This window comes from Leptolyngbya sp. DQ-M1, assembly GCF_039962505.1.
GTDB lineage: Bacteria > Cyanobacteriota > Cyanobacteriia > Leptolyngbyales > Leptolyngbyaceae > Leptolyngbya.
Window position 1 is genome coordinate 209,354 of the sequence record NZ_JAMPLJ010000004.1, and the last position, 18,272, is coordinate 227,625.

Below are 18,272 nucleotides of genomic sequence, written 5' to 3' on the forward strand. Positions count from 1 at the left end.
ACCTTGCTCTACCATTAGGTTTGTTTAAAGGTTAGGGTTGGCGAATATCGTTATAGAAGCGTTTCAATCTTGTAGCAGAGACACCAAGCCCCCAGAGTATGCCGATGTATAGATAGAGAGCGGTCGCTTTCCAGGCTCCCCATTTTGCGACTCGACGATCGGAGCTTTGGACGATGCGATTGATTTGACGAATTCTGCCTTTGCGAATCAGCCGTAAACAGAGGTTGCCGTCTTCCATAATGGGGAGTGCTTCATCGAATCCGCCACATTCCCAGAAGTCAGATCTGCGACAAAACATGACTTGATCGCCAAATAGTAAACGCAACCCTTTGATAAAGAGATGAGGGCGAAAAAGTAGGGGTGCGTAGTAGGTTTTGAGAAAGTTGTGCAGAGAGATTCCCCAACGTGTTTTGCGATCGCCGGTCATGATCGAGATAAAGCCAGCGCAGGCGATAGCCGGATCGGCTAGAGTTTCGCGGATTAGCGCGATCGCGTCGTCGGGGATTTGGGTATCGGCGTGGAGAAAGCAGAGAATGTCACCCGTTGCCTGGGCGGCTCCGTGATTGAGCTGAATGGCACGACTGGGACGATCGCAGTGAAGAATTTGAGCGAGATTAGTTTGCTTGACAAGAGCGATCGTGTTGTCTGTACTGCCGCCATCGACGATGATGATTTCCCAAGCAGCGGGGGCGAGAATTGCAAGCTGTCTGAGGGTGCGATCAATGCTGCGGCTTTCGTTTAAGGTCGGGATAATAATGGAAACACGAGACATATTATTTCAATCCGAGAAGCGATCGCGTGATCCAAATTCTACGCACAAACAATTCATAAACCAAGAGCGTGATCAAGACGGTTGCGCTGCTGATGATAAGGAGTTTTGCAGCAATATTGACGCTCCATTGCACCACGAAAAACGCGATCGTGACTAGAATCGTTTGGTGTAACAAATACACTGGATATGCTGCTTCATTTAGGTAATTCAGAATTGCATTGCGATGTTGGAAAAAGCGTTGTCCTAAGCTGAGAAATGCGAGAACGCAGACCCAAGAATTTATTCCTCGAAAGGCTTGATAGCTCATGTATGCAAGTGAGTAAGCGCGATCGGGAACGACATCAGCAATCCATAATCCGATGAAAATTGACATCAGCCCGATCGCGCTTCCGATAATCCAAGAACGATATTGATCGAGCAGTTCGGTAAACTGCGATCGAGCGACTAATCCATACCCGTAAATAAAGTAAGTCAGGTATAGTAACACATTTGCCCAATCATCGTATAAGTTTTGAAATCCAATCCATTTCGGTCGAAATATCGCTTCAATCAACGCAAGAGGTAATGCGAGTAGAATCAAGTTGATTCGGTAATTCGCAGACTTTAGAAATGAGAATATCGGTAGTGCAACTAGCGAGAAAACAAACAGGTAAACAATAAACCAAAGATGCGCCCATTCAAAATTTCCAGCAGGACGAATTCCGTTAAAGAACTGGGGATAAAACTCGAAGTAAGAGCCTTGAAAGCGCGATCGTGAAAGCAGTGAAAGATAAACCTGTGGCGGGACAAGCACAAACAATCCAAACACGAACGGGATTAATAATCGCTGCACTCTTTCTTTAAGATAATCTTTGGACGATCGCTTCTCTAAAGCAAACCAACTTGCTGCCCCAGAAACAAAGAAAAAGAGCGGCATATGCCACTGATGAATGAACAAAATCAGGAATTCCAACGCTGAATTGGTGGGTTGATTCACCACATAAAACTCACCCAGATCGCCGCGATAGAACACTGCGGCTGCATGAAAATAAATCAATACTGCAACCGCAAAAACGCGCAGCCAGTCTAAATCATTCCGTCGTTTATTCATCGATCGCGGCTCTGAGTTCAGGGTTTAGCAGCTTTCCCCACCGGGCATTGTAGGGATGAACCGATCGCACCAATCGCCCGTTGTTTTGGTAAAGCGATCGCGCCTCATTCGCCCATTGAAAGATGCTGCCTTCTAGGTTCCATACATCAGTAAAGCCATGCTTCTGAAGCTGTTGGGCAACTCTAGCGCTGCGATATCCCACCGAGCAATATACGACGATCGCAAAATTCTTGGGTAAGTGCTTCCAGTTTGGCTGACGCGGATCAATTCGCTGGGCAGTTTTAAGATGACTCACCGTAAATTCTGGCACAGTGCGAGCATCCAGAAGAATAGGAGGTATTCGGGCGGGATCTTGCAGCCAGAGATCGAGATTTTGAGTGGAAAGCGATCGGACTGTGGGAAACTGAATCCGAATCCAGAGCTTGAGCAGCTTAAATAGAAGATTCACAGCAAAATAGATTTACAATTTTGCTCGATCGTACTCTTTCTCGCACTTCGTTTATGACTGTCTCTCGTACTATTTGCCTAGGTTTCCTTGCTCTTATTCTCGCCGGAACGGGTCTTTTGATGCTGCCGATTTCGACTGCTAGTGGCGAATGGAACAACCTCGTCACGGCTTTATTTACGTCAACTTCATGCGTCTGTGTAACCGGGCTATCTGTCGTGGATGTGGGAAAGTTTTATTCCTTCTGGGGCCAATTATTTATGGTGATTCTGGTACAGGTGGGTGGACTGGGATACATGACGGCAACGACAGTTTTGCTGTTATTTCTGGGTAGACGGTTGGGACTAAGAGAAAAAATTGCGGTGCAGCAGTCGCTCGATGTGCCGGGATTGTCGGGATTGACGGGGTTGTTACAGTCGATTATCGCCACCACGCTACTGTTTGAGCTAACTGGGGTGATTTTGCTGATGACGGTGTTTCTGCCGCAGTTTAGCGATCGACCGCTTTGGGCGCTGTGGCAATCGATTTTTCACAGTGTTAATTCGTTTAACAATGCTGGATTTAGCTTGTTTTCGGATAATTTGATCCAGTACGCTACCAATCCGATCGTCAATTTCACCGTGTCAGGATTGATTATTTTTGGCGGAATTGGCTATCAGGTGATTATGGAGATGTATTTTTGGGGACGCGATCGCCTCAGCCGTAATCCCAGACGAACCAGTTTTTCGTTGAATTTTCGCGTCGCAGTTAGTATGACGATCGTGCTGTTGATTATGGGAACGATCGCCATTCTCGCAACCGAATTCCGCAATCCGAATACGCTCGGTGCCATGAGTTTTCCTCACAAACTCATGGCAGCTTGGTTTCAGGCGGTTGTTCCCCGGACGGCTGGATTCAACACGATCGACATTACTAAAATGACCACTGCTGGATTATTTATTACGATCGCGTTGATGTTTATCGGTACAAGTCCGGGTAGTACAGGCGGCGGTATTAAAACCACAACGCTGCGAGTGCTGCTGGATAGTACAAGAGCGGTACTGCAAGGAAAAGAAGTAGTGCTGTCGTCAAACCGTGAGATTCCAGTGGCGCTGATTTTGAAAGCGGTTGCTGTGTTGATTGGCTCGATTACAACGGTTATTACTGCAACAGTCTTAATTGCGCTGACTGATCCGGAGATTAGCTTTATCAATATCTTATTTGAAGTCGTATCTGCGTTTGCGACAGTCGGCTTAACCGCATTTGGCACTGGAAACTTATCCATTCCCGGTCAACTTCTGATCGTGACGGTCATGTATGTCGGACGGGTGGGCGTTTTGCTCTTGATGAGTGCAGTTCTGGGTGATCCGAAGCCGAGCTTTGTAAATTACCCTGAAGAAAACTTGCTAGTCGGGTAACATTTTCAAACTATTATGATTGATCGAGATCATTGAGAGGCACAAGAGATCGTGAATCTATCATCTTTGGGATTTTTTCACAGTTTGCGATCGAACAATAAAAATCGACAATTTGCGGTGATTGGCTTGGGGCGATTCGGGCGAGCAGTCTGCGCGACGATGCACAATTCTGGCTATGAAGTGCTGGCTGCCGATTCTGATAAAGGCAGAGTTGACCAAGCGTTGAACGATCGCATCGTCACTCATGCTCGTCAAATCGATTCGACTCAGCCTGCTGCACTCCGAGAAGCGGGAATTTTTGAGCAAGATACAGTAATTGTGGCGATCGGCAATTACGTTCAGGAAAGTATTATTACAACGATGAACGTAAAAGAGGGCGGTGTGCCGCATGTAGTGGCAAAAGCATCTTCAGAAATCCACGAAAAGCTGCTGAAGAAAGTGGGCGCGGATCATGTGGTGTTTCCAGAACATGAAATGGGCTGTACTTTGGCACGATCGCTGACTAAGCCCGGAATTTTAGATCGGTTTGACCTCGATCCTGAAAACAGCATCGTCGAAATGATTGCCCCCGAAAGCTTCCACGGTAAATCGATCGCGCAGCTACAACTGCGATCACACTATGGCTTAAATCTGCTTGCATTTAGCAAGGATGGGAAATTCATCATCAATCCCAACCCAAATATGTACATTACGAAGGGAACCGCAATCGTGGTAATTGGAACGAATCGAGATATCGATCGTTTACCGATCTAACCAGCCATAGAATTACCCTGTTTCAATGCGTAGAGTGACGTTTCACGATTGCCAACGCCAATGTAGAACTTCGCGATTCAAGTTTCTAACTTTCACCCAGAGCATTAAGTTAAGAAGTTGTATTATTTGATTTTGCAATTACGGTATCGAGTTTAGAAATTTCGTTTTTTAGTTTTTCTATTCTGTTACTTAGTTTTGCAATTACGGTATCGAGTTGACGAATTCGTCTTTTAGTTTTGCAATTACGGTATCGAGTTTAGGAATTCCGTCTTTTAGTTTTGCAATTACGGTATCGAGTTTAGGAATTCTGCTACTTGATAGCGCGATCGTTATATCTGATACCAAGTCAATTCGTGAATGCGACAGATCCTTCGCCCCCTAAATCCCTCATTCTGGGGGACTTTGAGAACCTAATCCTTCTTTGGCTTGAAGTTCCCCACTCGTGGGGGATTTAGGGGGCTTCCAAGATTTGTAGCAATTAAAGATCAATTTGGTATGAGCGGACATCGTTCGACAAAATAAAGTGATACCGAATTCAACATAGAATGCGACAGATCAATTTGGTATGAGTCCGATCGCTGATAATCCCGCGTCAATAGGCTACCGATAACAGTCTTGGATGGTTAGCGACTCAAGGCTGGTAAATTTGCTTGACTTGAGAAACTCATCGATTTCGCCAGTTGAGTCAGGCGATTTGAACGAGATGAGCTAAAGTGATTGCAGTCAAAAAATAGCGATCGCACCATCATGAACGATTCTTTGTTCTGCGTTGAAGACCTTACCGTTGCATATCGGGCTGGACAAAACGCAGTTGTGAAAAATGTTTCGTTTACGCTGCAACCCGGAGAGCGACTCGGCTTAGTCGGTGAATCGGGCTGTGGTAAGTCCACGCTCGGACGGGCAGCGATGCGATTGTTATCTGATGCCCAAATCCAAGGGCAGGTGAAGTTTGAGGGTAAATCGGTGTTTGATTTGTCCGAAACTGAGCTTCAGAAGTTTCGAGGTGAAGCGGTGGCGCTGATCTTTCAAGACCCAATGACGCGACTCGATCCGCTCATGACGATCGGCGATCATTGCTTAGAAACCCTGAAATCGCACGAACCAAACTTATCGACAAAAGCCGCAAAACAACGAGCGATCGACACCTTAAAAGCCGTCAATATTCCCGAAAGTCGCTGGTCACAATATCCGCACGAATTTAGTGGTGGAATGCGGCAAAGAGTCGCGATCGCGCTTGCTTTATTACTAAATCCGAAACTGATCGTTGCAGATGAACCGACAACAAGTTTAGATGTGACGGTTGCGGCCCAGATTTTGAAAGAGTTGACGCGCCTATGTAGTGAGCGAAATATGGCGCTGATTTTAATCTCTCACGATCTCGCAATGATTGCGGAATACTGCGATCGTATTGCTGTGATGTATGACGGCGAAATTGTTGAAGCAGGTTCAACGCAATCCGTTTTTCGTTCTCCTCAACATACATATACTCGTACATTAATCAATTCAGCGTTGCATTTGCAAAAAGATTCCGGTTCTATTGTTGAAAATAATCATGCTAGTGCTGCACCAATCTTACGGTTATCTGAACTGAAGCAGCACTATATGATCGAATCTAACTTTATCTCTCGCTTGTTCGACAAAAACGATCGCACTATCCGCGCTGTGGATGGCATTGATCTTGAACTTTATCCGGGTGAAACCTTGGGTTTAGTCGGAGAATCAGGCTGTGGTAAAAGCACCTTATCTCGCACGATTTTGCACTTACTTCGACCGACTAGCGGCAAAGTAGAATTTTTTGGACAAAATCTAACCCGCCTCAATCGCGAACAACTGCAAAAACAGCGACGACAAATTCAGATGATCTTTCAAGATCCCCACGCTTGTCTGAATCCGCGCATGACGATCGGCGAAAGTATTGCTGACCCGCTTCTGATTCACCACCTTGCAACCCCAGAAAAAGCGCGGCAAGAAGTGGAATATGTTCTAGAAAGAGTCGGACTCACTCCAGTTGAATCGTTTTACCATCGCTATCCGGGCGAACTCTCCGGAGGACAGCAGCAGCGCGTTGCGATCGCTCGTGCTCTGATCACTCGTCCTAAATTAGTAATCTGTGATGAGCCTGTCAGTATGCTAGATGCTACAGTGCAAACTCAAGTGCTGCAATTGATGCAGGATCTCAAACAAGAATTTGACTTAACTTACCTATTCATCACGCATGATCTGTGGGTAGCGCGATATTTCTGCGATCGCATTGCAGTGATGAACGGCGGCAAAATTGTTGAACTCGGTGAAACTCAGACTTTGTTTAAACATCCTCAGCATCCCTACACCCAATCGCTGTTAGGAGCTGCACCCTTGTTAAACAAGATGACTGGCTAATAAAGAAGCTAAAATGCTCAAGAGTGCGTAATCTGTTGTATGACGAAAGCAAATTCTCCAAAGCCAGAAGCTCCAAAACCCGATTCGCTTGAGCAAAATGTCGGTAGTTGGCTCGTTCGCAGCTTGATTTTGTTGGCGATCGTTCTGATCATTGGGCATTTGCAAGGGAAGCGCCCCGAATTTCTGACGTTTGAAGGTTCAGGACGCGGAGCAGATGCGCCCTTAGTTAAGCAGGGTGGCGATCCATACGTTCGGGCGCTGATGCGAACCATCTCGGCGAGTGAGTCAAACGTGCGAAATCCTTATGGTGTAATGTATGGTGGCACTTATGCACAGAGCTTAAACGAGCATCCCGATCGCTGTATTACGATCGTTAATGGCCCAAATATTGGAAACTGCACGACCGCAGCAGGACGCTATCAGTTCATCACGACCACTTGGCAAGAGAAAGCAAGACGCTATCATCCGGCTCCCGATGGCTTTTTCATGTGGCAGAACTACAGCTTTGAGCCGCAGTATCAAGATGAAGTGGTTTATCGCTGGCTCAGTGACTCCCAAGCTTGGGGGGTAGATATTCCTCAATTGCTCAGAAAAGGACAGGTCGATCGAGTGTTGAAGATTTTGTCTCCGACTTGGACAAGCTTAGGCTATGGGATTGAAACCAACTCAATGAGTGATGCCTTGCCCAGAATCTATCAGCGTGTTTTGCAGCAGGAATTAAAACAAGGCAAACAATCCTCGTTTTAATTGGAACGATCGGGGTAAGCTCTGTGCTTACCCCGATTCAATTAACTATTTGTTGAAGCCGTCGATCGCGTCTTTAACACCCTCGACAATGTTCTTCACCGGATTATCGCTAGTCTTCTGCATTGCAGTTGTAGCCGGAGTTGCATGAAGTTTGGGCTTCGGTTGCGGCGGTTCAGGAATCGGGCCGAGCGGTTGAGGATTTGCGACATACTCGAACTGTCCTTTACCATCCATCGATTGTCCTTTCGCCCAGCGTCCTTCTGCGCTGTCTTCTCCTTCCGAATTGTTCCAGAACTGATAAGCATACTCGCGCTTACCGTATTCATGAGCAATCTTCGGAGTCACAACATCTTCAAAACCATCGCTTCTCAATTCTTCGATCGCTGCTAACCATTGGTTTTGGTGCATCGTATCGCGTGCAATCATGAAGCTCAAATGATCGCGGATGCCTGGATCGTCCGTCATTTCATACAAGCGAACAGTTTGCATCAGACCTTGAGACTCTGCATGTAAGTTCGATCGGAAATCCGCCAATAAGTTACCGCTTGCAGTAATAAAGCGACCATTCCAAGGGAAACCGACGCTATCGGCAGGCATTGCACCTTGACCTGACACAATTTCGTGCTGAGGGTTCATTGCAGCAACAATCACATCTCTAGGATTTGTTCCACCCATCACTGCGCCCACAACCGGATCTTTAACTCCTTCTTCCTGCATCTCAACAGGTGCTTTATCTAATAGATGCGCCACCATTGTTGCCAGCATTTCAACGTGGCCAATTTCTTCGGTTCCAGTATCTAGCAGCAAATCGCGGTATTTTGCAGGGCCGCGACAGTTCCAACCTTGGAATAGATACTGCATCATCACAGTCATTTCACCCATTGAGCCACCAATTAGCTCTTGTAGCTTTTTAGCGTAAATTGGATCGGGTTTAGAGGGTGGCGTAAAATATTGCAAACGCTTCGTATGTAAAAACATGATATTCCCCAAAAAAAAAGAGTGTTCAACAGTTGCTTAGATTGCTTTGGGTAAGCAACCTAATTAAGTCCGAACATCTCATTTCTAGCGGCCCAATCTATTAACTAAATCAGCCTATAGTTGAACCCTCAAGACATAGATTCTTGAGGGTTTTTCCATCGCTCAACTAATTTGTATCCCGCAATGATCAGCGATATGCCAAACCCCAAAAATGCTAGATCCCACAGCATATAGTGAGCACCGGAATGCACATGATGAATTCCCAGAATTTCGTGGTCGATAATCCCTTCAAACGTATTAAACAACCCTGCCCCTAGCAAGATTAAACCGATAAAGGGCTGACTCGATTTTGGCAGTTCATCGGATAGATGCGAGCGCCACAACAGCGTCACACCTGCGATCGTCAAGAAATAATCCGCAGCATGAAACAAACCATCCGCCACCGAATGCACTTTCACATCTGCCATATTTGTCATCGGTCGCACAGTGCTTAACATATGATGCCACTGCAAAATTTGATGGAGAAAGATGCCATCAAAAAATCCTGCAAAGCCCATTCCTAATAAAATACTGGCTAAAACGAATCGCTTCGGTAGAGTAGCTGATTCGAGCGGTGCTTGAGTTACGTTCGCCATAGTTAAATTAATAGTTAAATTAAACAAACCTACTAATGCCTTGACCGTCTAGACCTCTGTCTAGAGAGCGAAATCAGTGATTGAGTTACATGGCAGTTCTCAATTAGTTGAGGAGGGCCATTTCCTTCTAGCCTTTATGGCTCAAACAAGAGCGCTATATTTACAAGATCTAACTCCAGTTAGGTGGATAGTGGTGCAGTCCCTTTCAAAATTCAGGGGATCGGCAAGCTCTAGCGTTATTTTGTCGATGCCTCAAACAAATCAGTACCTATAGGAGAACTAAACATGGTTGCAACCTTAGATGATACAAAACGATTGATGATCGGCGAACGGTTAGCAGATCTCAAAGCGTTTCAAAGCCTGATTCTCTCAAACGATCAAAAACTAATTGATGCTTGCCCCTACGACGATGTTCGTGAACGATTGCAGAACATGCTCGAAGACGATCGCAAAAACTTGGGCATCGTTGAAACCGTGATTGTGCAATACGGGATTCAAACTGAGCCAAGTCCAGCGACTCGCATCTTTATCGAGAACTTTGAGAAGATGATGGAGGGTGATCAGTTTACGTACTATCAAAAGCTGATTCACCATGAACTGATGAAGCATGGTCAAGCGATGAGCGGCATCAACATTCACAAAGCGGCTCAGAAAGTTGGAGCAGATATCGAAGTTGCGATCGCGCCGCTCAATACTGTCAACTTTGAAGGTCGAGCGCACCAAGAACAACTCAAAGGAATGCTCGAACAAGTTGGAGTCCGCGAAATGACTGGGATGGATGCGGATCAAGGAATTTGGGCGCGGGTACAAGACGCAGTTGCCGCTTTATCAGGTGTTGCAGGGAGTGTGATTACCCAAAACACCGATAAACAGGACATGAACATCCAAACCCTGATTCGGTTGGATCACAACAAAGTGAATACCATCTTCACTGAGATTGGCGCAACAAAAGATCCGCAGAAGCTGCAAGAGTATTTCGGGCAGCTCTACAAAGACATCTTGGTACATGCGAAAGCCGAGGAAGAAGTCGTCTATCCGAGAATTCGATCGTTCTACGGCGACGAAAATACTCAGGAACTTTACGACGAACAAGCTGAATGGCGACCGATGCTAGAGGAAATTAAGTCGATCGATCCTGCATCGGCGGATCAGTTTCGCTCCAAGATCAAAGATTTAATGGAGCACTTGGGCGACCATATTCGCCAAGAAGAAAGCACTATGTTTGCTGCGATCGACAAAAATTGCAGCACCGAAGAGAAGGAGCAAATGGCAACTGAGTTTAAAGCGGTGAAAACAAGAGTACAGCAGGAGATGTCCTCAATGTAGTCGCTAATGTCATCGCTTGAGAGGTGCGTGATTGTGAATAGCGCACCTCTCAAGTAGAGGTCTATTTCTCAGTAAACGCCCAAACTCCGTTCCACTGTTTGGGTATTCCTTGATCGATCAGTTGATTGACTCGGCTGAGGTAAAGTTGTGCGGTTTTATCCATAGCATTCACCGCCAGAACTTTCTCAAAGGATGTTTTCGCCGCGATCGCATCACCCTGACAGTAAAGTTTTATGCCTTGCTCAAAGTCTGGCTGTGTTTGAAGCTTGAGCGATCGTACTGCTTCTTGCTCCGCATCTAGAACCTCATAAATTGAGAGGGGTTCGCTTCTGCCTTTGACAATGGCACGATCGAGAAGTCGCAGTTGATACTGCTCTGGAGCAGTTAGGTTCTCATACGTTTGCTGTGAGAGCAATAGTGATACACCGTAGAACTTAGTTAAACCTTCTAAACGAGCCGTCAGATTGACATTATCGGAAAAAGCATCACCCTGCATTCGACTCTCTTCGCCGATCATGCCTAACATCATATGACCCACATGAATGCCAATTCCAACTTGGATGGGTTGTTCACCTTGACGGTCTTGGTTGAATTGTTCAACGGCTCGAAATAGATTAATCCCTGCTGAGATCGCATCATCTGCACCCTCTGGAAACACAGCCATCATTCCATCACCGAGAAATTTAACAATCAAGCCGTGATGATTGCGAATCTCCGGGCTGACTCGCTGTAGATAGGCGTTTACAAAGGCAAAATTTTCTTTTGGTGTCATGCTTTCAGATAGAGTCGTGAACGATCGAATATCTGAAAACATGACTGCCATTGTTTTACTCACATGGTCGCCGAGTTTCACCTCAGTAATGCTTTTCTTTCGCAAAAAGCGCAGATACTCATTCGGCACAAAGCGACTGTAGGCTTCTAGTAATTTTTCTTGCTGATGGTTCGCTTCAATCAGTTGAGTTTCCCGAATTTTAACGGTTTTAACCATGTGAGTAAACACCCGCGCCAACTGTCCGAGTTCATCATCGCGCTTTGCAACCTCAGATAAAACATCAGGTTGAAACGCATCCCGTTCGACATCGGATGCGGCAGTTGTCACTTTACCGACTTGCTCGATGTAAGCTGCTTGGCGGAGAATTTCAGCCTTAAACAAGGCTTCTGCTTCTTGTCGCTTCAGAAAATTTAGATAAGCTTTGGAATGATAGCGAATCCGAGCAATCAGCTCTCTTGCATCAGGAAGCTTTACTAAATAGTCATTCGCGCCTAATTCAAAGGCTTTCGCTTTGATCGTTGGGTCTTCTTTGCTCGACAGCACAATTAAGGGAACAAAGCACGTTGTTGCATCGCGCGATCGCAAGAACTGAACCAGTAATAGTCCCTCCATTTGCGGCATGACTAGATCTTGTAGAATCACTGTTGGATGGCATTGTGCAGCAAAGTCTAGCGCTTCAGTCGGATCACTACAGTAGTGGAAGGCAAGGTCTACTTCTGAGGCCAACATTCGCCTGATTGCTTCAGCAATAATCGTTTGATCATCGATGAGTAGCACTGTGATTTGTTCATCGAGTGAAGAAGTCATAGTTATGTGAATCTTAAGGTAGATAGAGTTGCAGCAATTGCGGTTGGGGAAAGCACCTCGATCGCAGCGTTTAGCTCGACTGCGGCTTTCGGCATTCCATAAACCACGCAGCTTTCCTGACTCTGCGCGATTGTTTGCCAGTTCTGCTGGCGCAGTGCTTGTAATCCTTGTGCGCCATCGCGTCCCATTCCGGTGAGTAGAATTGCAGTTCCTTGACGGTTCCAGTGTTGAGCTAGACTTTTGAAAAACACATCAACAGAGGGTCGATACACGTACTCGATCGGGTACGGTGTATAGTCGAGCGTGAGGTCGGATTTTAGATAGAGGTGATCGTTTGTGCCTGCAACTAACACTGTTCCGCGTTCGGGTCGATCGCCTGCCATTGCAATTCTCACAGATAAGCGTGTTTGTTGGCTTAACCAGTCTGCAAAGCCTACCGAAAAATGAGCATCCACATGCTGAACAATGACGATCGCGGCTCTAAAGTTGGTTGGAAGGTCAGCAAGAATCGTAGCGAGTGCTTTTGGCCCTCCGGTGGATGAGCCGATCGCAATCAGCGGCATCAATCCATCTTTGTGAGCGGTTCGACTGTAAGCAGATGAACTGCGATGCGCTGAGGTCAATCGCTTACCCATTCTCGAAATTTTGGCTAGAAGCTCCGTTGTTCCAGCGCGATCATCACTTAGACCAGAGATATCCACAACATCGATCGCCCCTTGCTCGATCGCAGCGTAAACAGCCGAAATATGTTCCCGCAGGTTTGTTGTTGTAATCAGAACGCTACAGGCAGCCTGTTTTAGAATCTGCTCAGTCGTCGCAGCAGGTAACTGAGCATCGATCAGAATCAAATCAGGTAGAGTCTGAAGACATTTTGCGACTGCCTCTGTAGCGCTCTGCGCTGTCCAGATTAACTGATACTGCGCCAGCGCTTGCTTGAGTGCTGCAATCTGGTGCATAGAAGGATTGACGATCGCAATTTTCATGTTCAACGACCTACCAAACTGACAACCGCATCAATCAACCCATCATCATGAAAACTACTCTTGGTGAGATAGTAGTCTGCGCCTGCTTCGAGTCCCTGAATTCGGTCTTCTGGACGATCGCGGTAAGACACAATGATCACAGGTAACGAATGCAAGCGAGAATGATTTTTAATGTGCTTCACCAGCTCAATTCCATTCATTTGGGGCATATCGATGTCGCTGATCACTAAGTCATACTGGTTCGTTCGGATGGCATTCCAGCCCTCTGCACCATTCACGGCAACATCCACGGTGTAGCCGCGATTTTCGAGCAGCTTACGTTCCATTTCGCGCACCGTAATTGAATCATCTACCACTAAAATTCTCTTATGCTTCTCAAGAGGAACATCGGCTTCGAGAGAATTCACTCTTGCGAGCTGTCCAGAATTCAGCAGCATATCAATCGATCGCACCATATCAGCAACATCTACAATCAAAATCGGAGTTCCGTCGGCAAGCAGTGAAGTTGCACTGATGTCACGCACTTTTCCCAAACGGGGATCAAGGGGTCGCACCACTAGATCACGTTCGCCCAAAAACTTATCCACAACCAGCCCGTAAGGACGGGATTGATCGCTAACCACGACCACAGAAAGGGCTGCATCCTGAGACATTAGCTCTGGCAATTCGAGAATTTGATGCGCGGCAACCAAACCAATGTGCTGTTGATTCAGGGTGAAATATTCGCGGTTTTCGACATCACTAATTTGCGATCGTTCTACTCTGACGATTTGATCAATTCGGGCTAGGGGAATTGCATAAGGTTTCCCTGAAATTTCAACTAACAAGGTTCGTACCACCGATAAAGTCAGCGGTAACTGAAAGTGAAAGCTTGTTCCTTTACCAACTTGAGACATGGCGCGGACGGTTCCTCCGACTTCTTGCGCCATGCTTTTCGCAATGTCTAAGCCTACTCCCCGTCCAGAAATTTCCGTGACTTGTTTGGCAGTAGAAAACCCTGGCAGGAATAAAAATTCCAAAAGTTCACTATCACTCAATTGTGCTGCCATTTCTGATGTTGCTAGGTTCTTCTGAATCACCTTTTGACGCAACTGCTCTAGATTGATTCCTTTACCGTCATCGGCGATCGTAATCGCTAACATTCCCCCTCGATGCAGCGATTCGAGGCGAATTGTGCCTTCTGCGGGTTTTCCAACCGCAATGCGCTCTTCAGGGGATTCGATGCCGTGGTCGGTGGCGTTTCTGAGAATGTGAGTGAGGGGCGCTTCAAGCTTTTTGAGGATGTCGCGATCGACAGGGGTAGATTTGCCAATAATCTCTAGCTTGACTTTTTTATTCAGCTTCCGAGCAAGATCGCGAATCATGCGCGGAAAGCCCTGCACTCCATCATTAAACGGGCGCATATTTGAGGAAATGACCTCTCGATAGAGGCGATCAGAGAGATTTGCGGTGCGTTGGGCATAGAGTTCAAGCTCGGTTAAGCGATCGCCCAAGAAGCCGAAACATTCCTGTTCGCGCTGGCGAGCTTCGTGCAGTCGTTCTCTGCTTTCTTGGTCATAGATGCCGCGATCGAGCGAAGTTTGAAGCTGCTCTAGACTGCGCGACAGTTCCCCTAGTCGTCGCTTCAGCAGCATCATTGAGTCTGCATAAGGTTGAAGCCAGTTTGCTTCGATCAATGACTCTCCTGCGAGTCCCATAATGCGGTTTAAGTTCTCTGCGCTGACTCGCACTACCCGATCTTGGATGGCTTGCTCGGATTGCTCAACGGTTGCAGATTGTTTTGAGCGGTTTGCTTCCAATAGGTGAAGAGCTTCTTCGGTGTTTGGTTCACGGTCTAAGCGCTCAGGCTTGATCAGGGTCTTCTGGCTGGATTGGGCTGCTTGAACAGTTGGATCAAGGATTTCAGCGATCGTCGATCGTATCGATTCAAATGCTGAGTGATTGCGCTTTAACCATTGAGAAAGCTCTGAATTGCTAACTTGACTGATGCCCTGAATCAGATCAACCGCTTGCAGCAGTACATCAACATTATCTGGATTGAGTGTAATTCTGTTCTGTTGAGCCGCAACAAAACAGTCTTCCATAACGTGAGCTAGGTTAACGATCGCGTCAAGCAAGACAATTCGCGCTGCCCCTTTGAGGGAATGAGCCGCTCGCATCAATGTTTCTAGCGCTTGCCCAGATTGAGCATTATTTTCCAGGGCAAGGATTCCGTCATTCAGAATTACGACCTGTGCTTCTGCTTCCAACCGAAATAAATCTAGCATCGAAGCATCTACGCTGGGCGATGCTTCAGGCGATTTCGGTGCTTCAATGAGCGCGATCGGGGGTTCTGATTTAGCTTGATCAACGGTTGCCTCACTGGGTAAAGAACTTGTAGAGGGTAAAGAACTTGTAGAAGCTGCAATCCGATGCGATGCAGTAACTTGATCAACTGTTGCCTCTACTGATTGCCCTACTGATAAGTGGTTGCTGGATAAACCATGATTTAATGCAGCAGTCGCTCTTAAGGCAGTTTGAATGATGGCTAAACTCCAGGAATGTTCATTCAACCATTGATCAAGATCTCCTGTTGCTGCCTTGCTCATATTCAACAGAAAACGGCTAGCATACAGCAAATTCTCAACCTGCTCCGGAGAAAGCGTGACCGCTTTGTTTTGAGCCGCGAGCAAGGATTGATGGATTAAATTTGCTAACTCTACGATCGCTTCCAATTTCATCAGTCGCGCTGCTCCCAAAATTGCATGGGCTGCTTGACTTGATCGATTCAACTCTACGATCGACAACGGCTGCGTTTTCAGAACAGAAAGCGACTCGGTGAGAACACCAACCTGAACTTCCACTTCGCGGCAAAACAGTTCCAGCTTTGAGTAAGTGTTCATCGATTAAAAAATCTTGTGGTTTAGCGTGTAAAACAATAGTTCAGAATCGAGATAGCTCACTTTCTGATTTTGCCAATGCACAATCCCTTGTGTATATGCTTCAGCCGCTTTTGCCACCACGATCGGGGCATCTTGTAGCTCCGATGAATGAAAGCGAAAGACTCCATGCACTTCGTCTACCGGAAACACCCACTTCTCATCACCTTGACCCGCCAGAATCATCCGCTTAGAGGAACCTGTCGCCGCATCTTCATCCGCACGTAAGTTCAAAAGATAGCTTAACGAGGCGCACAGCAAAGTTTCTCCCCGAATATTGACTAATCCGAGAAAGAGTTCATTGCTGCGGTGTGGAACGGGCTGAATGACACAGGGCGCTGTCACTTCCTGCAAAATCCGCACGGGCAGAGATAACCATTCCTTGCCCAAGCGGAAGATCATCACAGAAATTGCATCCGCTGTACACACGATCGCGCCTTCGCTTTCCGTATCTTCTGGATCGCTCGGTGCTTCAGAAAGAATGCGAATCCACTCATCGAGATAGTTCTGCTGGGGTTCGCGCTGGAGCAAACTATCTCCCGCTGCTGCATACACCGGACAGTCATAACAGTGCATCACAGTCGATAAGCGATCGCAAGATCGATCGCCCATTACGCCGATCTGATTCCAGCAATCATTCAAAGCTGTAGAGTCGATCGTCTGACCTGAAGTTACTAAGTCTTGCTGTATCATCGTCACAACCAGATTCAAACGTTAGCGGGCGCGAGCAATTTCACGACGGAGATTTTGCGCTGCATCATCTAACTGATCTAAGGCGCTGTTTGTTTCTCGCAGAGCATCGACAGTTTGGTGCGATGCTTGACTGAGTTGTTCCATCGCTTCGCTGATTTGATACGCGCTTTCTGACTGAGTTTCCACACTTTGGCTAACCTGCTCGAATCGCGGCGGCAAACTTTGCACTTGCTGAATGACTTTCGCGACTTGATCTCCGATTTTGCTCACCCGATCGGCGCTGTCACCTACGGATCGATTGAACTTATCCATTTCCATCACTCCCACCGAAACCGCGGACTGCATATCTTTAACAATCTGCTCGATTTCAAGCGTGGCAACGGCGGTTTGATTCGCAAGGCGACGAATCTCACGCGCTACGACTGCAAATCCTGCTCCATATTCTCCTGCTTTTTCGGCTTCGATCGCTGCATTGAGCGACAGCAAACTGGTTTGATCCGCAACTTTGGTAATCGTGACCACGACATTGTTAATGTTGTTCGCCTTTGCATTCATTACACCCAGCTTGGATGAAATTGCTGCTGTTGCATCAGTTAATTGACGCATTACGTTGGCCATTTCTACCAGTTCGTCCTGGCTGTCATTTGCAGAAGTTGCAGTGGTTTGCGCCATTCCTGCAACTTGCTCCATTGTTTTAACCAATTTTCGGGAGGTCGATGCGATCGTTTGGGCTGTCGCGGTGACTTCATTAGTAGAGGCAAGCTGTTCGGCTACTGTTGCTTCGAGTTCTTTGCCAGATGCCGCAATTTGCGTTGCAGAGGTGGTAATTTGCACCACGGATTGCTGCAAGCGTCGGATCAAAGCGTTACCAAGATAGCGTCCGAGCAAGATAGCACTTGTAGGCCCCAAAATCATCGCGAGTATAGTCCAAGATCTTGCTTGATTGACATCTTGATCAGCGATTTTTTCAGCTTGTTTTGCGACCTCCTCGTTGATTTTGAGAGATTCGAGTAGCGAGGTCGTTGCTGCTTCAAACGAAACGCGATTTGCTCTAGCACGATCGCGCAGTTGGTTCAACACATCGGGTCTTTGAGCATTCGGATCAGTGGGAGTAAACCTGTTGTCTAGATTTTGGCTGAGCTTAATCAATTCTTCGTGGTCAGTCTTCCAGCGGTTCCAGTTTTCCAATAGCTTCTTATAGTTGCGGTCTTCTTCCTCAGTACGTGGTGTAGTCTCGTACTGCTTGAAGCCCTCATCAATCTGTGCCCATGCTTTTTTAATGCGATCGAACTCTGTCTGACGCTCCTGCGGAGTCAGTCCCGGAATTAACAATGCCCGTTCTGAGGATTCGATCTGTGTTTGTCCTTCATTGACTTTCCAGAGTCCAATTAAGCTCGGCAGGCTGTTACTGCTCAGCGTGTTGATTCCACTGCTCAGGCGAATTGTGCTGACTAGACCCACGAAAGACACAATTAGCACTAACACGCCCATGAAAATAAAGGCGCTCATGATCCGACCTTTGAGAGACTTGTCTTTTAATAGATAATTCATCATTGTTGCTCGGTTGTGGTTCAAGG

General features: G+C 46.7%; 15 protein-coding genes. 5 read left to right on the forward strand and 10 right to left on the reverse strand.

Translation table 11 applies throughout. The annotated features are described in order from the left end of the window. Positions 1-31: 31 nt before the first annotated feature. Genes NC981_RS14310 through NC981_RS14320 form a run of 3 tightly spaced genes read right to left on the reverse strand, consistent with a single transcriptional unit; the run spans position 32 to position 2,310 of the window. Entirely contained in the window at positions 32-772 is a 741-nt protein-coding gene (locus NC981_RS14310) for a TIGR04283 family arsenosugar biosynthesis glycosyltransferase (RefSeq protein ID WP_348243571.1), read from the reverse strand. A gap of 1 nt (position 773) precedes the next feature. Further along, positions 774-1,862, reverse strand: a complete 1,089-nt coding sequence (locus NC981_RS14315) for an acyltransferase family protein (protein WP_348243573.1) — start codon at positions 1,860-1,862, stop codon at positions 774-776. Beyond that, entirely contained in the window at positions 1,855-2,310 is a 456-nt protein-coding gene (locus NC981_RS14320; RefSeq protein WP_348243575.1) for a rhodanese-like domain-containing protein, read from the reverse strand. The genes NC981_RS14315 and NC981_RS14320 overlap by 8 nt, the downstream gene beginning before the upstream one ends. 53 nt (positions 2,311-2,363) lie before the next feature. Between NC981_RS14320 and NC981_RS14325 the strand changes: the two genes are divergently transcribed. The 4 genes from NC981_RS14325 to NC981_RS14340 all read left to right on the forward strand — a co-directional run bounded on the left by NC981_RS14325 (position 2,364) and on the right by NC981_RS14340 (position 7,583). Further along, a complete protein-coding gene (locus NC981_RS14325) occupies positions 2,364-3,704 on the forward strand; it encodes a TrkH family potassium uptake protein (protein ID WP_190377636.1) in 1,341 nt (446 codons plus the stop codon). 51 nt (positions 3,705-3,755) lie between these two features. Then, entirely contained in the window at positions 3,756-4,457 is a 702-nt protein-coding gene (locus NC981_RS14330) for a TrkA family potassium uptake protein (RefSeq protein WP_348243577.1), read from the forward strand. Between the two features lie 747 nt (positions 4,458-5,204). Continuing rightward, a complete protein-coding gene (locus NC981_RS14335) occupies positions 5,205-6,836 on the forward strand; it encodes an ABC transporter ATP-binding protein (RefSeq protein WP_348243579.1) in 1,632 nt (543 codons plus the stop codon). 39 nt (positions 6,837-6,875) lie between these two features. Next, positions 6,876-7,583, forward strand: coding sequence for a glycoside hydrolase family protein (locus tag NC981_RS14340; RefSeq protein ID WP_348243581.1), 708 nt, complete (start codon positions 6,876-6,878; stop codon positions 7,581-7,583). Between the two features lie 45 nt (positions 7,584-7,628). On the opposite strand, the gene NC981_RS14345 is transcribed toward NC981_RS14340, so the two are convergent. Both NC981_RS14345 and NC981_RS14350 read right to left on the reverse strand, forming a co-directional pair. Beyond that, complete coding sequence (locus NC981_RS14345) at positions 7,629-8,561, reverse strand: manganese catalase family protein (RefSeq protein ID WP_190377640.1); 933 nt, start codon at positions 8,559-8,561, stop codon at positions 7,629-7,631. A 128-nt stretch (positions 8,562-8,689) separates the two neighbouring features. Then, a complete protein-coding gene (locus NC981_RS14350) occupies positions 8,690-9,196 on the reverse strand; it encodes a DUF2243 domain-containing protein (protein ID WP_348243583.1) in 507 nt (168 codons plus the stop codon). 285 nt (positions 9,197-9,481) lie between these two features. On the opposite strand from NC981_RS14350, the gene NC981_RS14355 reads away from it, so the two are divergent. Then, positions 9,482-10,522 carry a hemerythrin domain-containing protein gene (locus NC981_RS14355; RefSeq protein WP_348243585.1) on the forward strand — a complete coding sequence of 347 codons (1,041 nt, stop codon included), beginning with the start codon at positions 9,482-9,484 and terminating at the stop codon, positions 10,520-10,522. A 61-nt stretch (positions 10,523-10,583) separates the two neighbouring features. Here the strand turns inward: NC981_RS14355 and NC981_RS14360 are convergent, their stop codons facing one another. The 5 genes from NC981_RS14360 to NC981_RS14380 are packed head-to-tail and all read right to left on the reverse strand — an operon-like array spanning position 10,584 to position 18,249. Then, complete coding sequence (locus NC981_RS14360; RefSeq protein WP_348243586.1) at positions 10,584-12,101, reverse strand: adenylate/guanylate cyclase domain-containing protein; 1,518 nt, start codon at positions 12,099-12,101, stop codon at positions 10,584-10,586. A 2-nt stretch (positions 12,102-12,103) separates the two neighbouring features. Further along, positions 12,104-13,084: a chemotaxis-specific protein-glutamate methyltransferase CheB gene (gene cheB, locus NC981_RS14365; protein WP_348243587.1), complete on the reverse strand. Its 981-nt coding sequence runs from the start codon at positions 13,082-13,084 to the stop codon at positions 12,104-12,106. 2 nt (positions 13,085-13,086) lie between these two features. After that, the gene (locus NC981_RS14370) at positions 13,087-15,966 is read right to left on the reverse strand and encodes a response regulator (protein ID WP_348243588.1); all 2,880 of its coding nucleotides are present in this window, start codon (positions 15,964-15,966) and stop codon (positions 13,087-13,089) included. A 3-nt stretch (positions 15,967-15,969) separates the two neighbouring features. Then, entirely contained in the window at positions 15,970-16,695 is a 726-nt protein-coding gene (locus NC981_RS14375) for a chemotaxis protein CheW (RefSeq protein WP_190377646.1), read from the reverse strand. Positions 16,696-16,716: 21 nt separating this feature from the next. Beyond that, positions 16,717-18,249, reverse strand: coding sequence for a methyl-accepting chemotaxis protein (locus NC981_RS14380; protein WP_348243589.1), 1,533 nt, complete (start codon positions 18,247-18,249; stop codon positions 16,717-16,719). Between the last annotated feature and the right edge of the window lie 23 nt (positions 18,250-18,272).